General features: G+C 58.1%; 11 protein-coding genes. 2 read left to right on the top strand and 9 right to left on the bottom strand.

Annotated features, from left to right (window positions below; genetic code table 11):
* Positions 1-121 precede the first annotated feature (121 nt).
* Positions 122-3,577 carry a hypothetical protein gene (locus ACYZTX_RS24795; RefSeq protein ID WP_462036247.1) on the bottom strand — a complete coding sequence of 1,152 codons (3,456 nt, stop codon included), beginning with the start codon at positions 3,575-3,577 and terminating at the stop codon, positions 122-124.
* Between the two features lie 272 nt (positions 3,578-3,849).
* Here ACYZTX_RS24795 and ACYZTX_RS24790 point away from each other — a divergent pair, with 272 nt between their 5' ends.
* Together ACYZTX_RS24790 and ACYZTX_RS24785 are read left to right on the top strand one after the other, a co-directional pair.
* Complete coding sequence (locus tag ACYZTX_RS24790) at positions 3,850-4,884, top strand: alpha/beta fold hydrolase (protein WP_462036246.1); 1,035 nt, start codon at positions 3,850-3,852, stop codon at positions 4,882-4,884.
* A gap of 89 nt (positions 4,885-4,973) precedes the next feature.
* A complete protein-coding gene (locus tag ACYZTX_RS24785; RefSeq protein ID WP_462036245.1) occupies positions 4,974-5,642 on the top strand; it encodes a DsbA family oxidoreductase in 669 nt (222 codons plus the stop codon).
* A 36-nt stretch (positions 5,643-5,678) separates the two neighbouring features.
* Here the strand turns inward: ACYZTX_RS24785 and aauR are convergent, their stop codons facing one another.
* The 8 genes from aauR to ACYZTX_RS24745 form a co-directional block, all read right to left on the bottom strand.
* Positions 5,679-7,007 (bottom strand): two-component response regulator AauR, encoded by a 1,329-nt coding sequence (gene aauR, locus ACYZTX_RS24780; protein ID WP_462036244.1) that lies wholly within the window; start codon positions 7,005-7,007, stop codon positions 5,679-5,681.
* Entirely contained in the window at positions 7,004-8,905 is a 1,902-nt protein-coding gene (aauS, locus tag ACYZTX_RS24775; protein WP_462036243.1) for a two-component sensor histidine kinase AauS, read from the bottom strand. The genes aauR and aauS overlap by 4 nt, the downstream gene beginning before the upstream one ends.
* A gap of 165 nt (positions 8,906-9,070) precedes the next feature.
* A complete protein-coding gene (locus ACYZTX_RS24770; protein ID WP_109634476.1) occupies positions 9,071-9,805 on the bottom strand; it encodes an amino acid ABC transporter ATP-binding protein in 735 nt (244 codons plus the stop codon).
* Positions 9,802-10,473, bottom strand: coding sequence for an amino acid ABC transporter permease (locus ACYZTX_RS24765; RefSeq protein ID WP_150631210.1), 672 nt, complete (start codon positions 10,471-10,473; stop codon positions 9,802-9,804). Before ACYZTX_RS24765 ends, ACYZTX_RS24770 begins: the two co-directional genes overlap by 4 nt.
* Positions 10,473-11,219 (bottom strand): amino acid ABC transporter permease, encoded by a 747-nt coding sequence (locus tag ACYZTX_RS24760; RefSeq protein WP_461955493.1) that lies wholly within the window; start codon positions 11,217-11,219, stop codon positions 10,473-10,475. Before ACYZTX_RS24760 ends, ACYZTX_RS24765 begins: the two co-directional genes overlap by 1 nt.
* 191 nt (positions 11,220-11,410) lie before the next feature.
* Complete coding sequence (locus ACYZTX_RS24755) at positions 11,411-12,325, bottom strand: glutamate/aspartate ABC transporter substrate-binding protein (protein ID WP_462036242.1); 915 nt, start codon at positions 12,323-12,325, stop codon at positions 11,411-11,413.
* Positions 12,326-12,651: 326 nt separating this feature from the next.
* Positions 12,652-14,190, bottom strand: coding sequence for a glycerol-3-phosphate dehydrogenase (glpD, locus tag ACYZTX_RS24750; protein ID WP_462036241.1), 1,539 nt, complete (start codon positions 14,188-14,190; stop codon positions 12,652-12,654).
* A gap of 245 nt (positions 14,191-14,435) precedes the next feature.
* The gene (locus ACYZTX_RS24745; RefSeq protein WP_007916700.1) at positions 14,436-15,191 is read right to left on the bottom strand and encodes a DeoR/GlpR family transcriptional regulator; all 756 of its coding nucleotides are present in this window, start codon (positions 15,189-15,191) and stop codon (positions 14,436-14,438) included.
* Positions 15,192-15,240 lie beyond the last annotated feature (49 nt).

Below are 15,240 nucleotides of genomic sequence, written 5' to 3'. Positions count from 1 at the left end.
GAGACAGAGGCGGCGTTGGTGAACATGGTGGCGGCCGCCCGGTAGTTGCGCATTCCGTTGGCATGAATGAAAAAAACGCCCTTAAAAAAGGGCGTTTTTGTTGCGGGAGAAGTAGGGCCGATTAACTTACGCGGAAGACGCAAACCACGTCGTAGGGAAGATCTCCTCCATTGCCGAGCCCGCCGACGGCAATCCAGAATTGACCCATTTGATGTCCTTCAAACAAGAACTGCCCCGAACGGTAACTGTCCCCAGCCTGTGCAAGACAGGTCGCTTTCAGTGGAAGGGGGTTGGGGATGTGGTACATGGTCGTCAGGATCGCGGCGGCATTGGGGATCGAATTCAGCGTCAGGCCATTGTTTTGAAGCCTCCAGGTGATCGCCTCAGAGACTCTCATCTGGCGAGGCGCTTGAATCAAGTTGTACCTCTGTTGTGTCACTGACACCGGCACCGTCTTCATTCGTCCGCGTGAATCGGTAGCGATCACCTGGGTCGAACCGCCTCCTGTCGCGGTGACCTGGCAACTGTTGCCAATCTGTTCAACCTTTGCGATATGCGGCGCTGTCGAGCGATAGGTATAGGGTGGATAGCCAGTTGTAGGTGTACGTGTCATGGCGCTGCCAAGTGGATTTGCTCCGGTGGCCGTCCAACGAGTCGTCTGGATCGTGGTGATTGTCAGGGCCATCGGGTTGTTGTCGAACCGGAACTCGAAAAGTACGGCAATTGTCAACGGTGTCGACTCCACTTTGTCGGTACCGCGAGTGACTTCGGCCACCAGACTTACCGTATGTCCGGCGTTAGCATTGACGACGGTCTTCGGCACACTGAACATCAACGCAGTGTTGGTACTGTTGACGATCTGCTCCTCGGTCAGGTGATTGGCGCCTGCACCCTTCCAGGAGAGTCTGACCCGATCACCCACTGCGTATTTCTCTTTCGGATCAACCCTTGCCGGTAGACCGCTCGCCAATACCTGCTCCGGATCCAGGCTTCCGTTTACCGCAAGATCCACGATCGGAGGAGGCAAGTTGCAGGGTTTGGCGACAGTCAAGTAAGTCTCGATGGGGAAGATCGTTGCTTGCGCTTGTGTTGCATCTCTGGAGAACGCGACGCTAAAAGTCACCTGAAACTCACGACCGTGTCCAAGATTGGTCAGCCATTGGCGTATGACCTTTCTCGTGACCCCTTGCAGTGCTTCATTGGGACTGATCGCCTCGCCGTTAAGAACACGCAGCTCCGGGAAGCCTTGACTCGTGAAAACCAACCAGCAGCGTTGCCCGGCAAGGCTGTAAATCCACTTGGTCACGATGAACGTCGCATCACCGGTAAAAAGTCGCATGTCCAGAATTGTCGTGTCTTTTGCCTCGCTGATTTTTGGCGTGGGCAGGTTGAATTCAGGAGTCGGGATTTTCTGAACAGTCAATGTCAGTAGGTCCGAGGTTTGATCCGGCGCACCTTTTCGCACCACCCTATAAGTGACCAGTATTTTACTGTCGATATTGGCGCCCACGGCACTGGCTGGCAGGAGGAAGGTAACAACGCCGTCGCGGTTACCAAACTGAGGCGAAATATCCGGACTTCCTTCCTGGGATGTGCCTTTAACGATCAGAGTTATGTGGTCTTTGTCGGACATTTTCATGTACCGAACTTCGATAGGGACACCTTTTTGCCCATCCAGCGGATTGAGAATGTCGTCAGGTGCGAGCGGGGCATTAGGTTTATCCAGCACCAGAATGGGAACGCCGATCCGTAGCGCCAGCGCCTCAGAGGCCCTTGGCAGTTCGCTACGATGGGTGACCCAGTAGTAGAGCCTGACATCTTCGCCAAGGTTGGACTCCAGTAGCTTCTGCTCCAGCCAGAAGTAAAACGCCTCGGTTGATGAGCTCGCATCGATGGGCAATGAGTCGGTAAAGCTGTGTTCCGCAGTCGTGCCCTCCAGTTTGAAGTGCAACACGTCCCGATCTTTCAAACTCTGGATAGGTGCAACCTTTGCATCGACCCCGCCCTTTATTTGTTCAGGCAAGAGCTCGTTGTTGACGGCCTTTTCCACGGTAGGAGCTGGCAGAACCGGTCGTACTGGACCGACATGCACCTGCTCAGTGAAAGAGTCGAGCACGCCACTCGTCCGGATGACTTGGTAGGAGACCTCAACACTTCCCCGGTTGAGCCCGACGATATGCTCGGCACCGTTGATGGCGAAGGGAACACGTTTTTTCAGCAGCGCCTGGCTGACCCGGCGTTGTGTCATGTGTAAATACGGACCGCCATCCTGACGTGTCCCTCGCCAACTCAATCTCACCAGATCATTGAGGGCCATCGACTCATAAGGACCGGCGTACACGATGGTTTCCAGCAGGCTAGACGACAGGAAGCCGCGATCGGCGTCGGGAATCTCCGGTGCAGGCAGCAGGATGGTTTCTGGTATCAGGATGAACGTGTAGCGGCTGGATGGTGTTCTTGTGCCGTTGGGTTGAATCACCTCATATGCCACGTTGACGGGGCCTGACGGAATATCCAACAATGTGTTGTAGGGCACCGGGAACGCCATAATGCTCGGTGTCTTAATGTCTTTTTCTTGTGTGTAGCTGAGGGTTTCACCGCTAGCAGCTTCCCAGCTCACGGTGATGAGCACTTTGTAACCACGCACAAAACCCGGACCAAGGGCGACGACTTGTACAATAGCGTCCCTATAGTTCAGGTCATCAAGAGGCAGTTGGTCATATTCGTTGACATCCTTCACCAGTGGAGGAGGGAGGCGGATGCTGCCAGCCTCGAGGGCTACCGTGGTGACTTCAGACCAGTCGCTGGAGCGGTTGTGAACCTGGTCGCGGATCATGTAAACGAACACAGCCTTGGGCGTATCTTGAATGTTCAGCAGGTGCTCTCGGGTGATCGGTATCTCGATGCTCTTGCCCACGTCAGTCTTTTGGACGGTGTGTTTGAGTTTGATCCCTTGGCAACTGAGGGTAATGACATCACCCTCCGCCATGACCTCATAAGCCGCAATAGTGACTGGAAACCCACTCTCTATCCACGGCTGGGTGATCACTCCCTCCAGCATGATTTCAGCGGGAAGAATGGGTGCTTTCAATAACTGATGGGCCGGTACATCGGGGCGCGGGTCAATACCACCGGGCGCTTCGAATTTGATCAGGACGTCGAGGTCTGGGGACGGTACCGATTCATTTTCACTGACGCGCTGGATGCTGTAGTGCATTTTTTTGATGCCGGAGGACAGATTCCTCGCGGGAATGTACAGCGCTATGTCCTTGTTGTTGTGATCAGCGGCCACTAATGTCGTTGCAACCACGACTTTGTCGCAGAAAACCGTGATGGCGTCGTATTCGTTTTGATTATCATAGGCCCCGACCAGCACTAACAGCCCTTCTGTGTGGTTGTGAGCCAAATGATAATTAACTCCGACCCTCGCGCCGATGACCAGTTCGATTGCCAGCGGGATGTAAAGTGGAAATAGCGCAAACGTGCCTATCGCGCCGGGGTCACGATAGAGCGGGTTGTAATCCTCTTGCGTGTCGTCGACGTCTTGCAGACGAATGGGCTGCGTATCAATAGTCATGGGCATCTCCGGTCAGCTAAGCAGACGCAGACAGGGATATCGTGCGCCCGGTGACGGTCCGTTGATTGAATGCGAGGCGGGTGGATTTGCCTACTGTCAGAAATAACAGGTATGAGCATCTTTTTGACCAGCGGTGTAGGTGGCCCACGTTCTATCCAGGTACATGACCGTTCAGCACTCTTCATCAAACTGTCACGTAACTGTGGCAGCGCGCTTGAACAAACTTCATCAGACTCGCGCTCTACTGGGGTTCTGCGTTTCGGTGTTTTTTCATGTGTGCACGATTTTTCTCGACAGCGGTTTTCCTGGCCGCGCTGTTGTTTGGCCTGCCGTCCCTGGCGGCGTCTCGTTGCGATATCAATGTTCCGACCAAGCATGTCGATCTGGCGCAGGTAACCCTGGCGTACCAGAGCATCGGCCGTGCGTCAGACCCTGCGTTGTTGCTGGTGATGGGCCTGGGCGGGCAGTTGATTCACTGGCCGGACGAGGTGGTGGTCGCGCTGTGTCAGCAGGGGTTCCGGGTGATTCGTTATGACAATCGCGATGTCGGCCTGTCGACCTGGCGGCAAGCGCCCGTCGACGCCAACCTGACGTTCGAAGTGCTGCGCTACAAACTCGGTTTGCCGGTGTCGGCGCCGTACACCTTGACCGATATGGCTGACGATGCTTTTGGATTGATGGATGCGTTGCACGTCGAGCAATTCCACGTGCTGGGCGCGAGCATGGGCGGGATGATCGCCCAGCATATGGCGGCCATTGCGCCGCAGCGTGTGGAAAGTCTCACGTTGATCATGACCAGCTCCGGGGCCGAAGGCTTGCCGGCGCCGAGTGCGGAGTTGGTGCAACTGTTGTCGCGCCGTGGGGCGCCCAATCGCGAAGTGGCGCTGGAGCAGCAAGCCGATTTGCTGGCGGCGCTGGGCAGCCCGACGGTGAGCGATGATCGGCAAGCGCTACTGCATCAGGCGGCGCAGTCCTATGACCGGGCGTTCAACCCCGAAGGCGTGAAGCGCCAGATCATGGCGATCCTCGCCGAGCGTAGTCGCGTGGCGCTGCTCAATCAGCTGCGCGTTCCGACGCTGGTGGTCCACGGCACCGCTGATCCGCTGTTGCCGGTGATGCACGGTGTGCACCTGGCGGCGCATATCCGCGGCAGTCAGTTGAAGTTGATTCCGGGTCTGGCGCATCGTTTCCAGGAGGCGTTCAAGGCACCGTTGCTGGCGGCGGTGTTGCCGTACTTGCAGGCCCATCGCGAAGACACCTCGCATTGGGCGCAGATTGATCCGGTGGCGGCACCGAACCTTCTCTAACCCACAGGGGGAGTGGAACGGCTGCCACCTCGGCCACGTCGGGTGTATTGTTCAAACTTTCCGGCGCGTTCCAGTCTGCGAGGTGTTTGATGAGTAACCCCCTGAAAATCGATTTCGTCAGCGACGTGTCCTGCCCCTGGTGCGTCGTCGGCCTGTATGGCCTGACCCGAGCCCTGGATTTGCTGGGCGATGAGGTGCAGGCCGAGATCCGTTTCCAGCCGTTCGAACTGAACCCGAAGATGGCGGCTGAAGGGCAGAACATCACCGAACACATCACCGAGAAGTACGGCTCGACGCCTGAGCAATCGCAGAAGAATCGCGAGATGATCCGCACGCGCGGTGCCGAGGTCGGGTTTGCCTTTCGCACGGACGGCAACAGCCGTATCTACAACACGTTCGATGCCCATCGCTTGCTGTTCTGGGCGGGACTGGAAGGGCTGCAGTTCAATCTGAAAGAGGCGCTGTTCAAGGCGTATTTCACCGATGGCGGTAATCCGTCCGATCACCAACAGTTAGCGCAGATTGCTGAAAGTGTCGGACTGGACCGGCAGCGGGCCGAGGCGATTCTGGCGTCGGACGAGTTCGCCAAAGAGGTTCGCGAGGAAGAGCAGTTGTGGCTGTCGCGCGGCGTCAGCTCGGTGCCGACCGTGGTGTTCAACGGGCAATACGCAGTCAGCGGTGGCCAGCCGGTGGAGACCTTTGTCGGGGCGATTCGGCAAATCATGAGCGAATCAAAAGGCGGCACGGTTAACGGCTGAGATCGTTCCCACGCTCCCGCGTGGGAATCAGGTCCATCAGTGGCTCAGCCCGTACTTCTTCACTTTGTCGAACAGCGTGGTCTTGGCCATACCCAGTTCCATACTCGCCTGGGTCAGGTTGCCGCCGCTGCGGTGCAAGGCGTCGCTGAGCAGGTTGCGTTCGAAAGCTTCTACCGCTTCGGCGAAGGCCAGGCCCTGATTGCTGCCGCTGGTGCCGGACTTCTTGAAGGCCGGCAGGCCGAGGGCAAAGCGCTCGGCGACGTTGCGCAGTTCGCGCACGTTACCCGGCCAGTCGTGGCTCATGAGATTCGACAGGGTCTGGTTGTCCAGGTCCGGCACCGCGCGGTCGAAGCGCAGGGACGACTGCTGCAGAAAGTGTTCGAATAATTGCAGGATGTCTTCGCGTCGTTCGCGCAACGGTGGCAATTCTAGGGTCACCACGTTCAAGCGGTAATACAGGTCGCTGCGAAACTCGCCAGCCTTGCTCGACTCATCCAGATCGGACTTGGTCGCCGCGATCACCCGGCAATCCACCGCAACGCTCTGGTTCGAGCCAAGGCGTTCGAGGGTGCGTTCCTGCAACACCCGCAGCAGTTTGATTTGCAGCGTCAGCGGCATGCTTTCCACTTCGTCGAGGAACAGCGTGCCGCCGTCGGCGTGTTCAATCTTGCCGATCCGCCGTTTGCCAGCGCCGGTGAAGGCGTTGGCTTCATGACCGAAAATTTCGCTTTCGAACAGGTTTTCCGGCAGTCCACCGCAATTCAGCGCGACAAACTGCTGGGTGTGCCGCCGACTGAAGTCGTGCAGGCAACGCGCAACCAGCTCTTTACCGGTGCCGGTCTCGCCTTCGATCAGCACGTTGGCTGATGTATCGGCGACGTTGGCGATCAATTCACGCAGGTTTTGCATGGCCGGCGAGCGGCCGATGATCCGGCCTTCGAGGGAATCCCGTTCCGCCAGTTGCCGACGCAACGAAGAGACTTCCCGCGCGAGGCTGCGTTGTTCCAGCGCGCGACGGGCCACATCCACCAGGCGTTCGGGTGAGAAGGGTTTCTCCATGAAGTCATAGGCGCCTTTCTGCATCGCGCCGACGGCCATGGAGATGTCGCCGTGGCCGGTGATCAGTACCACCGGCAGGCTGCGGTCGCGGGCCTTGAGTCGGGTCAGCAATTCCAGACCGTCGATGCCTGGCAGGCGGATGTCGCTGATGACGATGCCTGCAAAATTGTCGCCGACCCGCTCCAGCGCTTCTTCGGCGCTGCCGACGCCCACGCAGGGTATGTCTTCCAGGGTCAGCGCCTGTTGGCAGCCGAGCAGCACATGGGGGTCGTCTTCGACGATCAGCACACTAAGTTCGTTGTTCATATTGGCTCGGCGTGAGTGGGGCTTACCAACGGTAAACTGAGGACGAAGGTGGTACCACCGCTGGCCGGGTGTTCGACACCCAGATGACCGCCGGTGGCAGCGGCCAGGCTCGCTGACAGGGTCAGACCGAGGCCAAGGCCCTGTTCGCCGGGTTTGGTGGTGAAGAACGGTTCGAACAGATGTTTGCGTGCTTCGGCGTCGATGCCGTGGCCGTTGTCGCGTACACGAAGGCGATATTTGCCATCGAACGCTTCGCCTTCGAGCCACAACTCCGGCAGAGGCTGTGCCTGCATGGCATCGAGGGCGTTGCCGATCAGGTTGACCAGAATCTGCTCGAGGCGGGTCTGGTCGATCTGCACCTGATGATCGGCGAAGTCTCGGTGCAGTTGCAGATGAGCGCTTTCCACGCGACCGCCGAGCAACTGCAAGGCTGCATCCACCGCTTTGCCGAGGCTGGCCTGACCTTTGTCGTCGCCACGGCGAGCGAACGAACGCAGGCTGGCGGTGATCCGGCCCATGCGGTCGATCAGTTCGTTGATGGTCTTGAGGTTGGTGCTGGCGACGTCCAGTTGGCCACGCTCAAGGAAACGCACGGTGTTGCCGGACAATGTGCGCAGCGCTGCCAGTGGCTGGTTCAATTCGTGGGCGATGCTGGTGGACATCTGGCCGATGGCCGCGAGTTTGCCAGCTTGCACCAGTTCATCCTGGGCGCGGCGTAGCGTCTCTTCGGCCAGACGTCGTTCGCGGATCTGGCCCTTGAGCCGTTCGTTGCTGGCGCGCAGATCAGTGGTGCGTTCGGTAATCCGACGCTCCAGTTGATTGTTGGCTTCCTGCAAAGCTTCCCGGGCGGCGAGGCGGGTGGCAATGACCTTGCGCCGCTCGTTCCAGGCGATCAGCAGGAACGCCACCAGGGCAAACGCCACCGCCACCAGAATCCCCTGACTGATCGCTTCGCGGCGCAAATCCTGCAGGGGGGTGAGTAGGGTGAAATTCCACGGGGTATCGCTCAATGGCCGGGTTTGCGACAGGTAGCTAATGTCCTCTTCATCTGATTCCACTTCGCTGTTGGCGGGGAAGGTCAGTTTTTCCTCGCCTTCGGCCAGTTTTTCCCGGGCCAGCGGTTGCAGTTCGTTCAGCGGGAACCAGTAGTACTGAAGGCTGCGGGCCAGCTTTTCTTTCGTTTCGTCGCTCAACGGAACAACCGATTTCAGGCGCCGTGCCGGATCGCTGGAAAGAATGATGATGCCGTTTTCATCGCTGACGAAAGCTTCCAGCCGCGCGCGCTGCCAGCGTTCTTCCATGGCTTCGAGTCGGACCTTGACCACCGCGACGCCGATGATCTTGCCGTGTTCTTCCAGGCCATGAGCCAGGTAGTAACCGGGTTCGCCGCTGGTGCTGCCGATGCCATAGAAGCGCCCCGGCTGACCGCGAACGGCATTCTGGAAATAGGCGCGGAAGGACAGGTCTTCGCCCAGGTAGCTGTCGACATCGCGCCAGTTACTGGTGGCCATGACACGGCCGGTGGTGTCCATCACATAGATAGCCCGACTGCGGCTGCGCCGGTTCAGGCCTTCGAGGTATTCATTGACCGTCTGCCGGTGTTCCGGTGACGGGTCGGCCAACAGCTTCGAAACGCTGGATTCGAGTTCCAGCAGGCTGGGCAGGTAGGTGTACTTGCTGATCTCGCTCTCGACGGCGCGGGCGTGAAGTTCCAGCTGACGCTGGCCGTTCTCGCTGAGGCTGCGAATCCCGTAGTGTTCACTGACCCAGAAGCCGAGGTAACCCAATCCGATCATCAGGGCGATGACCAGTGGCGGCAGGAACAGATGGCGAATCAGACGGGGTTTCACGGCGAGTGATGGCGGCGCGGCGCGATAGAGAGTGGGGTCGCATTTCATCACAGATGCCTTGGGTCAACCACAACACAAATCTCCAGACCACCACCGGCCCAGTGTGGGAGCGGGCTTGCTCGCGAAGAGGCCGTCATGTTCAACAGTGAAGTTGGCTGACACACCGCTTTCGCGAGCAAGCCCGCTCCCACATTTTGGGGAGCGGTGCTTTTCTTAGTGCTGCAGAATCTTGTTAAGGAAATGCTGTGTACGCTCGGCACGGTGGGTGATGTCGCCGAAGAAGTCCTCTTTCTTGCAGTCTTCGATGATCTTGCCCTGGTCCATGAAGATCACCCGGTCCGCCACTTTGCGGGCGAAGCCCATTTCGTGGGTCACACACATCATGGTCATACCTTCGTGGGCCAGTTGCACCATCACGTCGAGTACTTCGTTGACCATTTCAGGGTCCAGCGCCGAGGTCGGTTCGTCGAACAGCATGACGATCGGGTCCATCGCCAGCGCACGGGCAATCGCCACACGCTGTTGCTGGCCACCGGAGAGCTGGCCCGGGTGCTTGTGGGCGTGAGCCGAGAGGCCGACGCGCTCAAGCAGTTGCAGGCCTTTCTTGGTGGCTTCTTCCTTGCTGCGACCCAACACCTTGATCTGCGCGATGGTCAGGTTTTCGGTGATGGTCAGGTGCGGGAACAATTCGAAATGCTGGAACACCATGCCGACGCGTGAACGCAATTTCGGCAGATTGGTCTTCGGGTCGGCGATGGACGTGCCATCGACCACCACGTCGCCTTTCTGGAACGGTTCCAGGGCGTTGACGCATTTGATCAGGGTGGATTTGCCGGAGCCGGACGGCCCGCATACCACAATCACTTCGCCTTTTTTGACCTCGGTGCTGCAGTCAGTCAGTACCTGGAAGTCGCCATACCACTTGTTGACATTCTTGATAGAGATCATACGGCAAACCTTTTTTGCAGACGCTTGACCAGCAGCGAGGCGGCAAAGCTGATTGTGAAGTACACGAGACCTGCGAAGATCAGGAACTCATTGGAGCGGCCGATGATGTCGCCACTGGCGCGCGAAGCATTGAGGAAGTCCACCAGGCCGACGGCGTAGACCAGCGAGGTGTCTTGAAACAGGATGATGCTCTGTTGCAGCAGCAGCGGGGTCATCTTGCGGAACGCTTGCGGCAGGATGATCAAACGCATCATCTGGCCGTACGTCATGCCCAGGGCCTGGGCAGCACCCATCTGGCCCTTGGGGATCGACTGCACGCCGGCCCGGACGATTTCGCAGAAGTACGCCGCTTCGAACATCATGAACGCCACGATGCAGGAGGCGAACGCGCCGATCGGGGTGTCTTCGCCGGTGATCCAGCGCAGCACGAACGGCACCGCGAGGTAGAACCAGGTGATGACCAGCAGCAGCGGGATCGAGCGGAAGTAGTTAACGTAGGCGCCGGCAATGTTTGACAGCAGTTTGCTGTGGGACAGGCGCATCAGGGCCAGGATCGTGCCAAGGATGATCCCGCCGACCACGCCCAGCGCCATCAATTGCAGGGTCATGACCATGCCGTTCCACAGGCCCGGCAGGGACGGGATGATGCCCGAGAAGTCGAATTCCATCATTTACCCCCTACGGAGATCAGGCCCGGTACGGCGACTTTCTTCTCGACCATGCGCATCAGCAGCATCAGGCTCATGTTCAGGGTGAAGTAGATCAGGGTCGCCAAGGTGAAGGCTTCGAACAGGTTGGCGGAGAACTCGGCGGTTTGTTTGGTCTGCGCGAGCAGTTCCATCAGGCCGATCAGCGAGGCGACGGAGGTGTTCTTGAACACGTTCAAGAATTCCGAGGTGAGCGGCGGAATGATGATCCGGTAGGCCTGGGGCAGCAGCACGTTCCAGTAGATCTGTGGCAGCTTGAAGCCCATGGCGCGAGCGGCGGCTTCCTGGCCTTTGGGCAGCGCCTGGATGCCGGTGCGCACTTGTTCGCAAACGCGGGCGGTGGTGAACAGGCCCAGGCAGACAACAACGCTGAGGAACGCCGAGGTGGTCGGGTTCAGGTCCTGCTTGTACCAGTCCTGCAGGTTTTGCGGCAGCAGATCGGGCACCAGGAAGTACCAGATGAACAGCTGCACCAGCAGCGGTACGTTACGAAACAGTTCGACGTAGCAGGTCGCGATGCCCGACACGATGCGATTCGGTACGGTGCGCATGACGCCCAGAATAGAGCCCAGCGTCAGAGCGATGATCCAGGCCACGATGGCGATGGCGATGGTCCAGCCCAAACCGGTGAGGTACCAGTCGAGATAAATCTCGCTGCCCACGCCGGTGGACTTGAAGAAAACGCCCCAGTCCCAGTTGTAATTCATTAGGGTCTCCCCTCAGATCGATCAATGTACAAATGCCCGCCTGGGGAAGCTCCGTTCCCACCTGATCTTGTCGATCAGGCACACGCGATCGGCTCGACAGCCACCGGTTCGAGTGTTTCCAAAAATGCCAGCAGGGAGTGACAACCTCCTGAAAGAGCAGTGCCCTCTCAGGAGGTAAGGTTAGTCAGAAATCAGGATTTCTTGTCGTCAGCCGCTTTATCGGTCGGATTGGCGATCAGGGCCTTGAGTTCGTCGCTCATCGGGAAGTTCAGGTTCAGGCCTTTTGGCGGGATTGGCGCCATGAACCATTTTTCGTAGATCTTGTTGATCTCGCCGGACTTGTAAGTGGCGACGATCGCGTCATCCACCGCTTTCTTGAACGGCGCGTCGCCCTTGCGAACCATGCAGCCGTAGATTTCGTAGGACTGCGGATCACCGGTCACTTCCCAGTCACTCGCCTTCTTGGCTTTGGCCGCTTCACCGGCCAGCAGTGCGTCGTCCATCATGAACGCGACGGCGCGGCCCGATTCCAGCATCTGGAAGGATTCGCCGTGGTCTTTGGCGGAGATGACGTTCATGCCCATCTGCTTGTCGGCGTTCATCGACTTGAGGATGCGCTCGGACGTGGTGCCCGCGGTGGTCACGACGTTCTTGCCTTTCAGGTCGTCGAAATTCTTGTACGTGGAGTCTTTCTTGGAGAGCAGGCGGGTGCCGATTTCGAAGATGCCGACGGAGAAGTCAACTTGCTGCTGACGTTCTACGTTGTTGGTGGTGGAGCCGCACTCGACGTCCACGGTGCCGTTCTGCACCAGCGGGATACGGGTCTGCGAGGTGACCAGGTTGTATTTGACCTGGAGATTCGGCAAGTCGAGGTCTTTCTTGATGGCTTCGACGATTTTCAGTTGGATATCGTGGGAGTAGCCAACCGGTTTGCCGGAAGCGTCCGCGATATAGGAAAACGGAATGGAAGCGTCACGATGCCCGAGGGTGATAACGCCGGACTCTTTGATCTTCTTCAGGGTGCCGGTGAGTTCGGCGGCGAAAACTGGAGTGCTGATCAGAGCGGCAGCAATGGCTGCGCCCAGGATATGGGGAACGATGCGCATCAAATTTTCCTCGACATTGTTTTTTTTATGGAGCCAGTTCATCGGCCCTTTTGTGCTTCGAATGTGTGGCGGCACCTGAAGGGTGGATACGACAGTACATTCGTCCAAGAGTGTAGAGCATGACTCGTGCCAGGCCAGGCCGAATAGATCAACTTATTGATTTATAAGGATATTAAATATTTATGGCGTGGTTTTTGGCGTTGGAGAATCCGGTTAACCGAATTGACCGACAGGTCGCATTCGGAAAACCGAATGCCGAAGATCTTCTCTCAAACGAAAAAGCCCCTGAATCGTAAGATTCAAGGGCTTTTTAATTGGATTGCCGATCAGGCCGCTTGGATCTTGCTGCGGTTCTGTTCGACCTTGTTCAGGTAATCCGCCAGCTTTTGCTGCTCCGCCGGGGTGGTGAACAGCCCCAGCTTGCTGCGGCGCCACAGAATGTCGTGCGCCGTGGTCGCCCACTCTTCGCTGCACAGGTAATCGACTTCGCGGGTGTAGAGACCGCCACCGAGGTGTTCGCCCAGGTCGCTGAGGTTTTGCACACCTTCAAGCATGCGCCAGGTACGGCTGCCATAGGTGGTGGCCCAGCGGCGCGAGATTTCGCTCGGGACCCAATCGAACTTGTCGCGGATCAGTGAGCTCAGCGCCTGCGGGGTGGTCATGTCTTCGCCACCCGGCAGGGTAGCGCTGGCGGTCCAGCTTGGCTTGATGTCTTTGAAGTACGGAGTCAGTTGCGCCAGCGCCGACTCTGCCAGTTTGCGGTAGGTCGTCAGCTTGCCGCCGAACACCGATAGCAGCGGTGCTTCTTCGCCAGTGCCCGACAACGCCAGGGTGTAGTCGCGAGTGACGGCCGACGGGTTGTCGGATTCGTCGTTGCACAGCGGACGAACACCGGAATAGCTGTGCAGGATATCGTCGCGGCTGATGCGTTTCTTGAAATGGGAGTTGACCACTTTCAACAGGTAATCGGTTTCGCCTTCGGTGATCGCCACTGCAGCCGGATCGCCGGTGTACTCGCGGTCGGTGGTGCCGATCAGGGTGAAGTGGTTCAGGTACGGAATGGTGAACACGATGCGTTGATCTTCGTTTTGCAGAATGTGCGCATGTTCGCCTTCGTACAGTTTTGGCACGATCAAGTGACTGCCCTGGATCAGACGGATGCCGTACGGCGACTCCATCTTCAGGTCATCCCGAATGAACTTGGCGACCCATGGGCCAGCGGCGTTGACCAGTGCTTTGGTGCGGATCGAAAACAGACTGCCATCGGCGCGTTCCAGATGCAGATGCCACAGGCCCTTGGTGCGACGGGCGCTGACGCAACGGGTCTGGGTGTGAACATGGGCGCCTTTTTCGCGAGCGGCCATGGCGTTCAGTACCACAAGACGAGCATCGTCGACCCAGCAATCGGAGTATTCGAAGCCTTTGGTGATTTCGCTTTTCAGCGGGCTGTCCGGGCCGAACTTCAGGCTTTTCGAACCTTCGAGTTTTTCGCGCTTGCCCAAGTGGTCATAAAGGAACAGGCCGGCCCGGATCATCCAGGCCGGGCGCAGGTGTGGGCGGTGTGGCAGCACGAAGCGCATCTGCTTGACGATGTGCGGAGCCTTGGCCAGCAGCACTTCGCGTTCGGCCAGGGCTTCGCGCACCAGGCGGAATTCGTAATGTTCGAGGTAGCGCAGGCCACCGTGGATCAACTTGCTGCTGGCCGACGAGGTGTGGCTGGCCAGGTCATCCTTTTCGCAAAGAAACACCGACAGACCGCGACCGGCGGCATCCGCTGCAATCCCCACGCCATTGATCCCACCACCGATGACGGCGATATCGTAGACCTCAGCGAGAGGGGGCGTAGGCAAGGTAGAAGTGGGCATCGGCTGGCCTCGGCTTTTATGATTTTCGGTATTGGAATTCGAACATTAATGTTCATTTGCGAAAATGGTAGCCCATAAAGACGCCCACGGCCAGTCAACTTCGATTGAAAATACTGATCGAAGGGCCGTTAAAGGAAAATTTCCGAACATTAAATGCAAAAGATCGCAGCCTTCGGCAGCTCCTACAGGTTCACTCAAATCCTGTAGGAGCTGCCGAAGGCTGCGATCTTTAGAGGCTGAAAGCCTTAAACCACTTCCAACCGAATCTTGTGCTGACTCAACAACTGCGCCAACGCCGGCACAGGCTGCTGATCAGTGACCAGGCAATCGATCAGGCTGATAGGCCCCAGGCGAATCATGGCGTTGCGCCCGAATTTGCTGGAGTCGGCCGCAAGGATTACCTGCCGGGCGTTGGCGATGATCGCCTGGGATACCCGAACTTCCTGATAGTCGAAGTCCAGCAGGCTGCCGTCTTCATCGATACCGCTGATGCCGACCAGGGCGAAATCAACCTTGAACTGGTTAATGAAGTCGACGCTGGCCTGGCCGACCACACCACCGTCACGCCGCACATTGCCACCGGTCAGCAGAACGTCGAAGTCGTCCTTGGCGCTGAGCATCGAGGCCACGTGGAGGTTGTTGGTGATGATTTTCAGGTGATTGTGATTGAGCAACGCCCGGGCAATCGATTCGGTGGTGGTACCGATATTGATGAACAGCGAGGCGTGATCGGGGATCTGCGCGGCAATGGCTTCGCCGATACGCTGTTTTTCATCGCGCATCTGGTCGGCACGCATGGCGTAGGCGGTGTTTTCGACGCTGGAATCGTAAGCGGCGCCGCCATGGTAGCGACGCAACAGATTTGCTTCCGCGAGCTGATTGATATCGCGGCGGATGGTTTGCGGTGTAACGACGAACAGCGTAGCCATTTCCTCGATGCTGACATAGCCGCGTTCGCGGACCAGTTCGAGGATTTGCTGCTGACGGGGAGGCAGATTCATGGGGCTTCCTTTGGGCTGCCGTGCAAAAATTTGCCCATGATGCCGCAGG

This window comes from Pseudomonas sp. MDT1-17, from assembly GCF_054898105.1.
The sequence above is the reverse complement of the archived record's forward strand: the minus strand, read 5'-3'. Positions and strand labels throughout refer to the sequence as shown.

What these genes read in the sequence shown, in the direction of transcription:
- aauR (WP_462036244.1), bottom strand. Translation starts at nt 7,007, where the DNA reads ATGAACAACGAACTTAGTGTGCTGATCGTCGAAGACGACCCCCATGTG.
- ACYZTX_RS24755 (WP_462036242.1), bottom strand. Translation starts at nt 12,325, where the DNA reads ATGCGCATCGTTCCCCATATCCTGGGCGCAGCCATTGCTGCCGCTCTG.
- ACYZTX_RS24790 (WP_462036246.1), top strand. Translation starts at nt 3,850, where the DNA reads ATGTGTGCACGATTTTTCTCGACAGCGGTTTTCCTGGCCGCGCTGTTG.
- ACYZTX_RS24795 (WP_462036247.1), bottom strand. Translation starts at nt 3,577, where the DNA reads ATGACTATTGATACGCAGCCCATTCGTCTGCAAGACGTCGACGACACG.
- glpD (WP_462036241.1), bottom strand. Translation starts at nt 14,190, where the DNA reads ATGCCCACTTCTACCTTGCCTACGCCCCCTCTCGCTGAGGTCTACGAT.
- ACYZTX_RS24765 (WP_150631210.1), bottom strand. Translation starts at nt 10,473, where the DNA reads ATGGAATTCGACTTCTCGGGCATCATCCCGTCCCTGCCGGGCCTGTGG.
- aauS (WP_462036243.1), bottom strand. Translation starts at nt 8,905, where the DNA reads ATGAAATGCGACCCCACTCTCTATCGCGCCGCGCCGCCATCACTCGCC.
- ACYZTX_RS24770 (WP_109634476.1), bottom strand. Translation starts at nt 9,805, where the DNA reads ATGATCTCTATCAAGAATGTCAACAAGTGGTATGGCGACTTCCAGGTA.
- ACYZTX_RS24760 (WP_461955493.1), bottom strand. Translation starts at nt 11,219, where the DNA reads ATGAATTACAACTGGGACTGGGGCGTTTTCTTCAAGTCCACCGGCGTG.
- ACYZTX_RS24745 (WP_007916700.1), bottom strand. Translation starts at nt 15,191, where the DNA reads ATGAATCTGCCTCCCCGTCAGCAGCAAATCCTCGAACTGGTCCGCGAA.
- ACYZTX_RS24785 (WP_462036245.1), top strand. Translation starts at nt 4,974, where the DNA reads ATGAGTAACCCCCTGAAAATCGATTTCGTCAGCGACGTGTCCTGCCCC.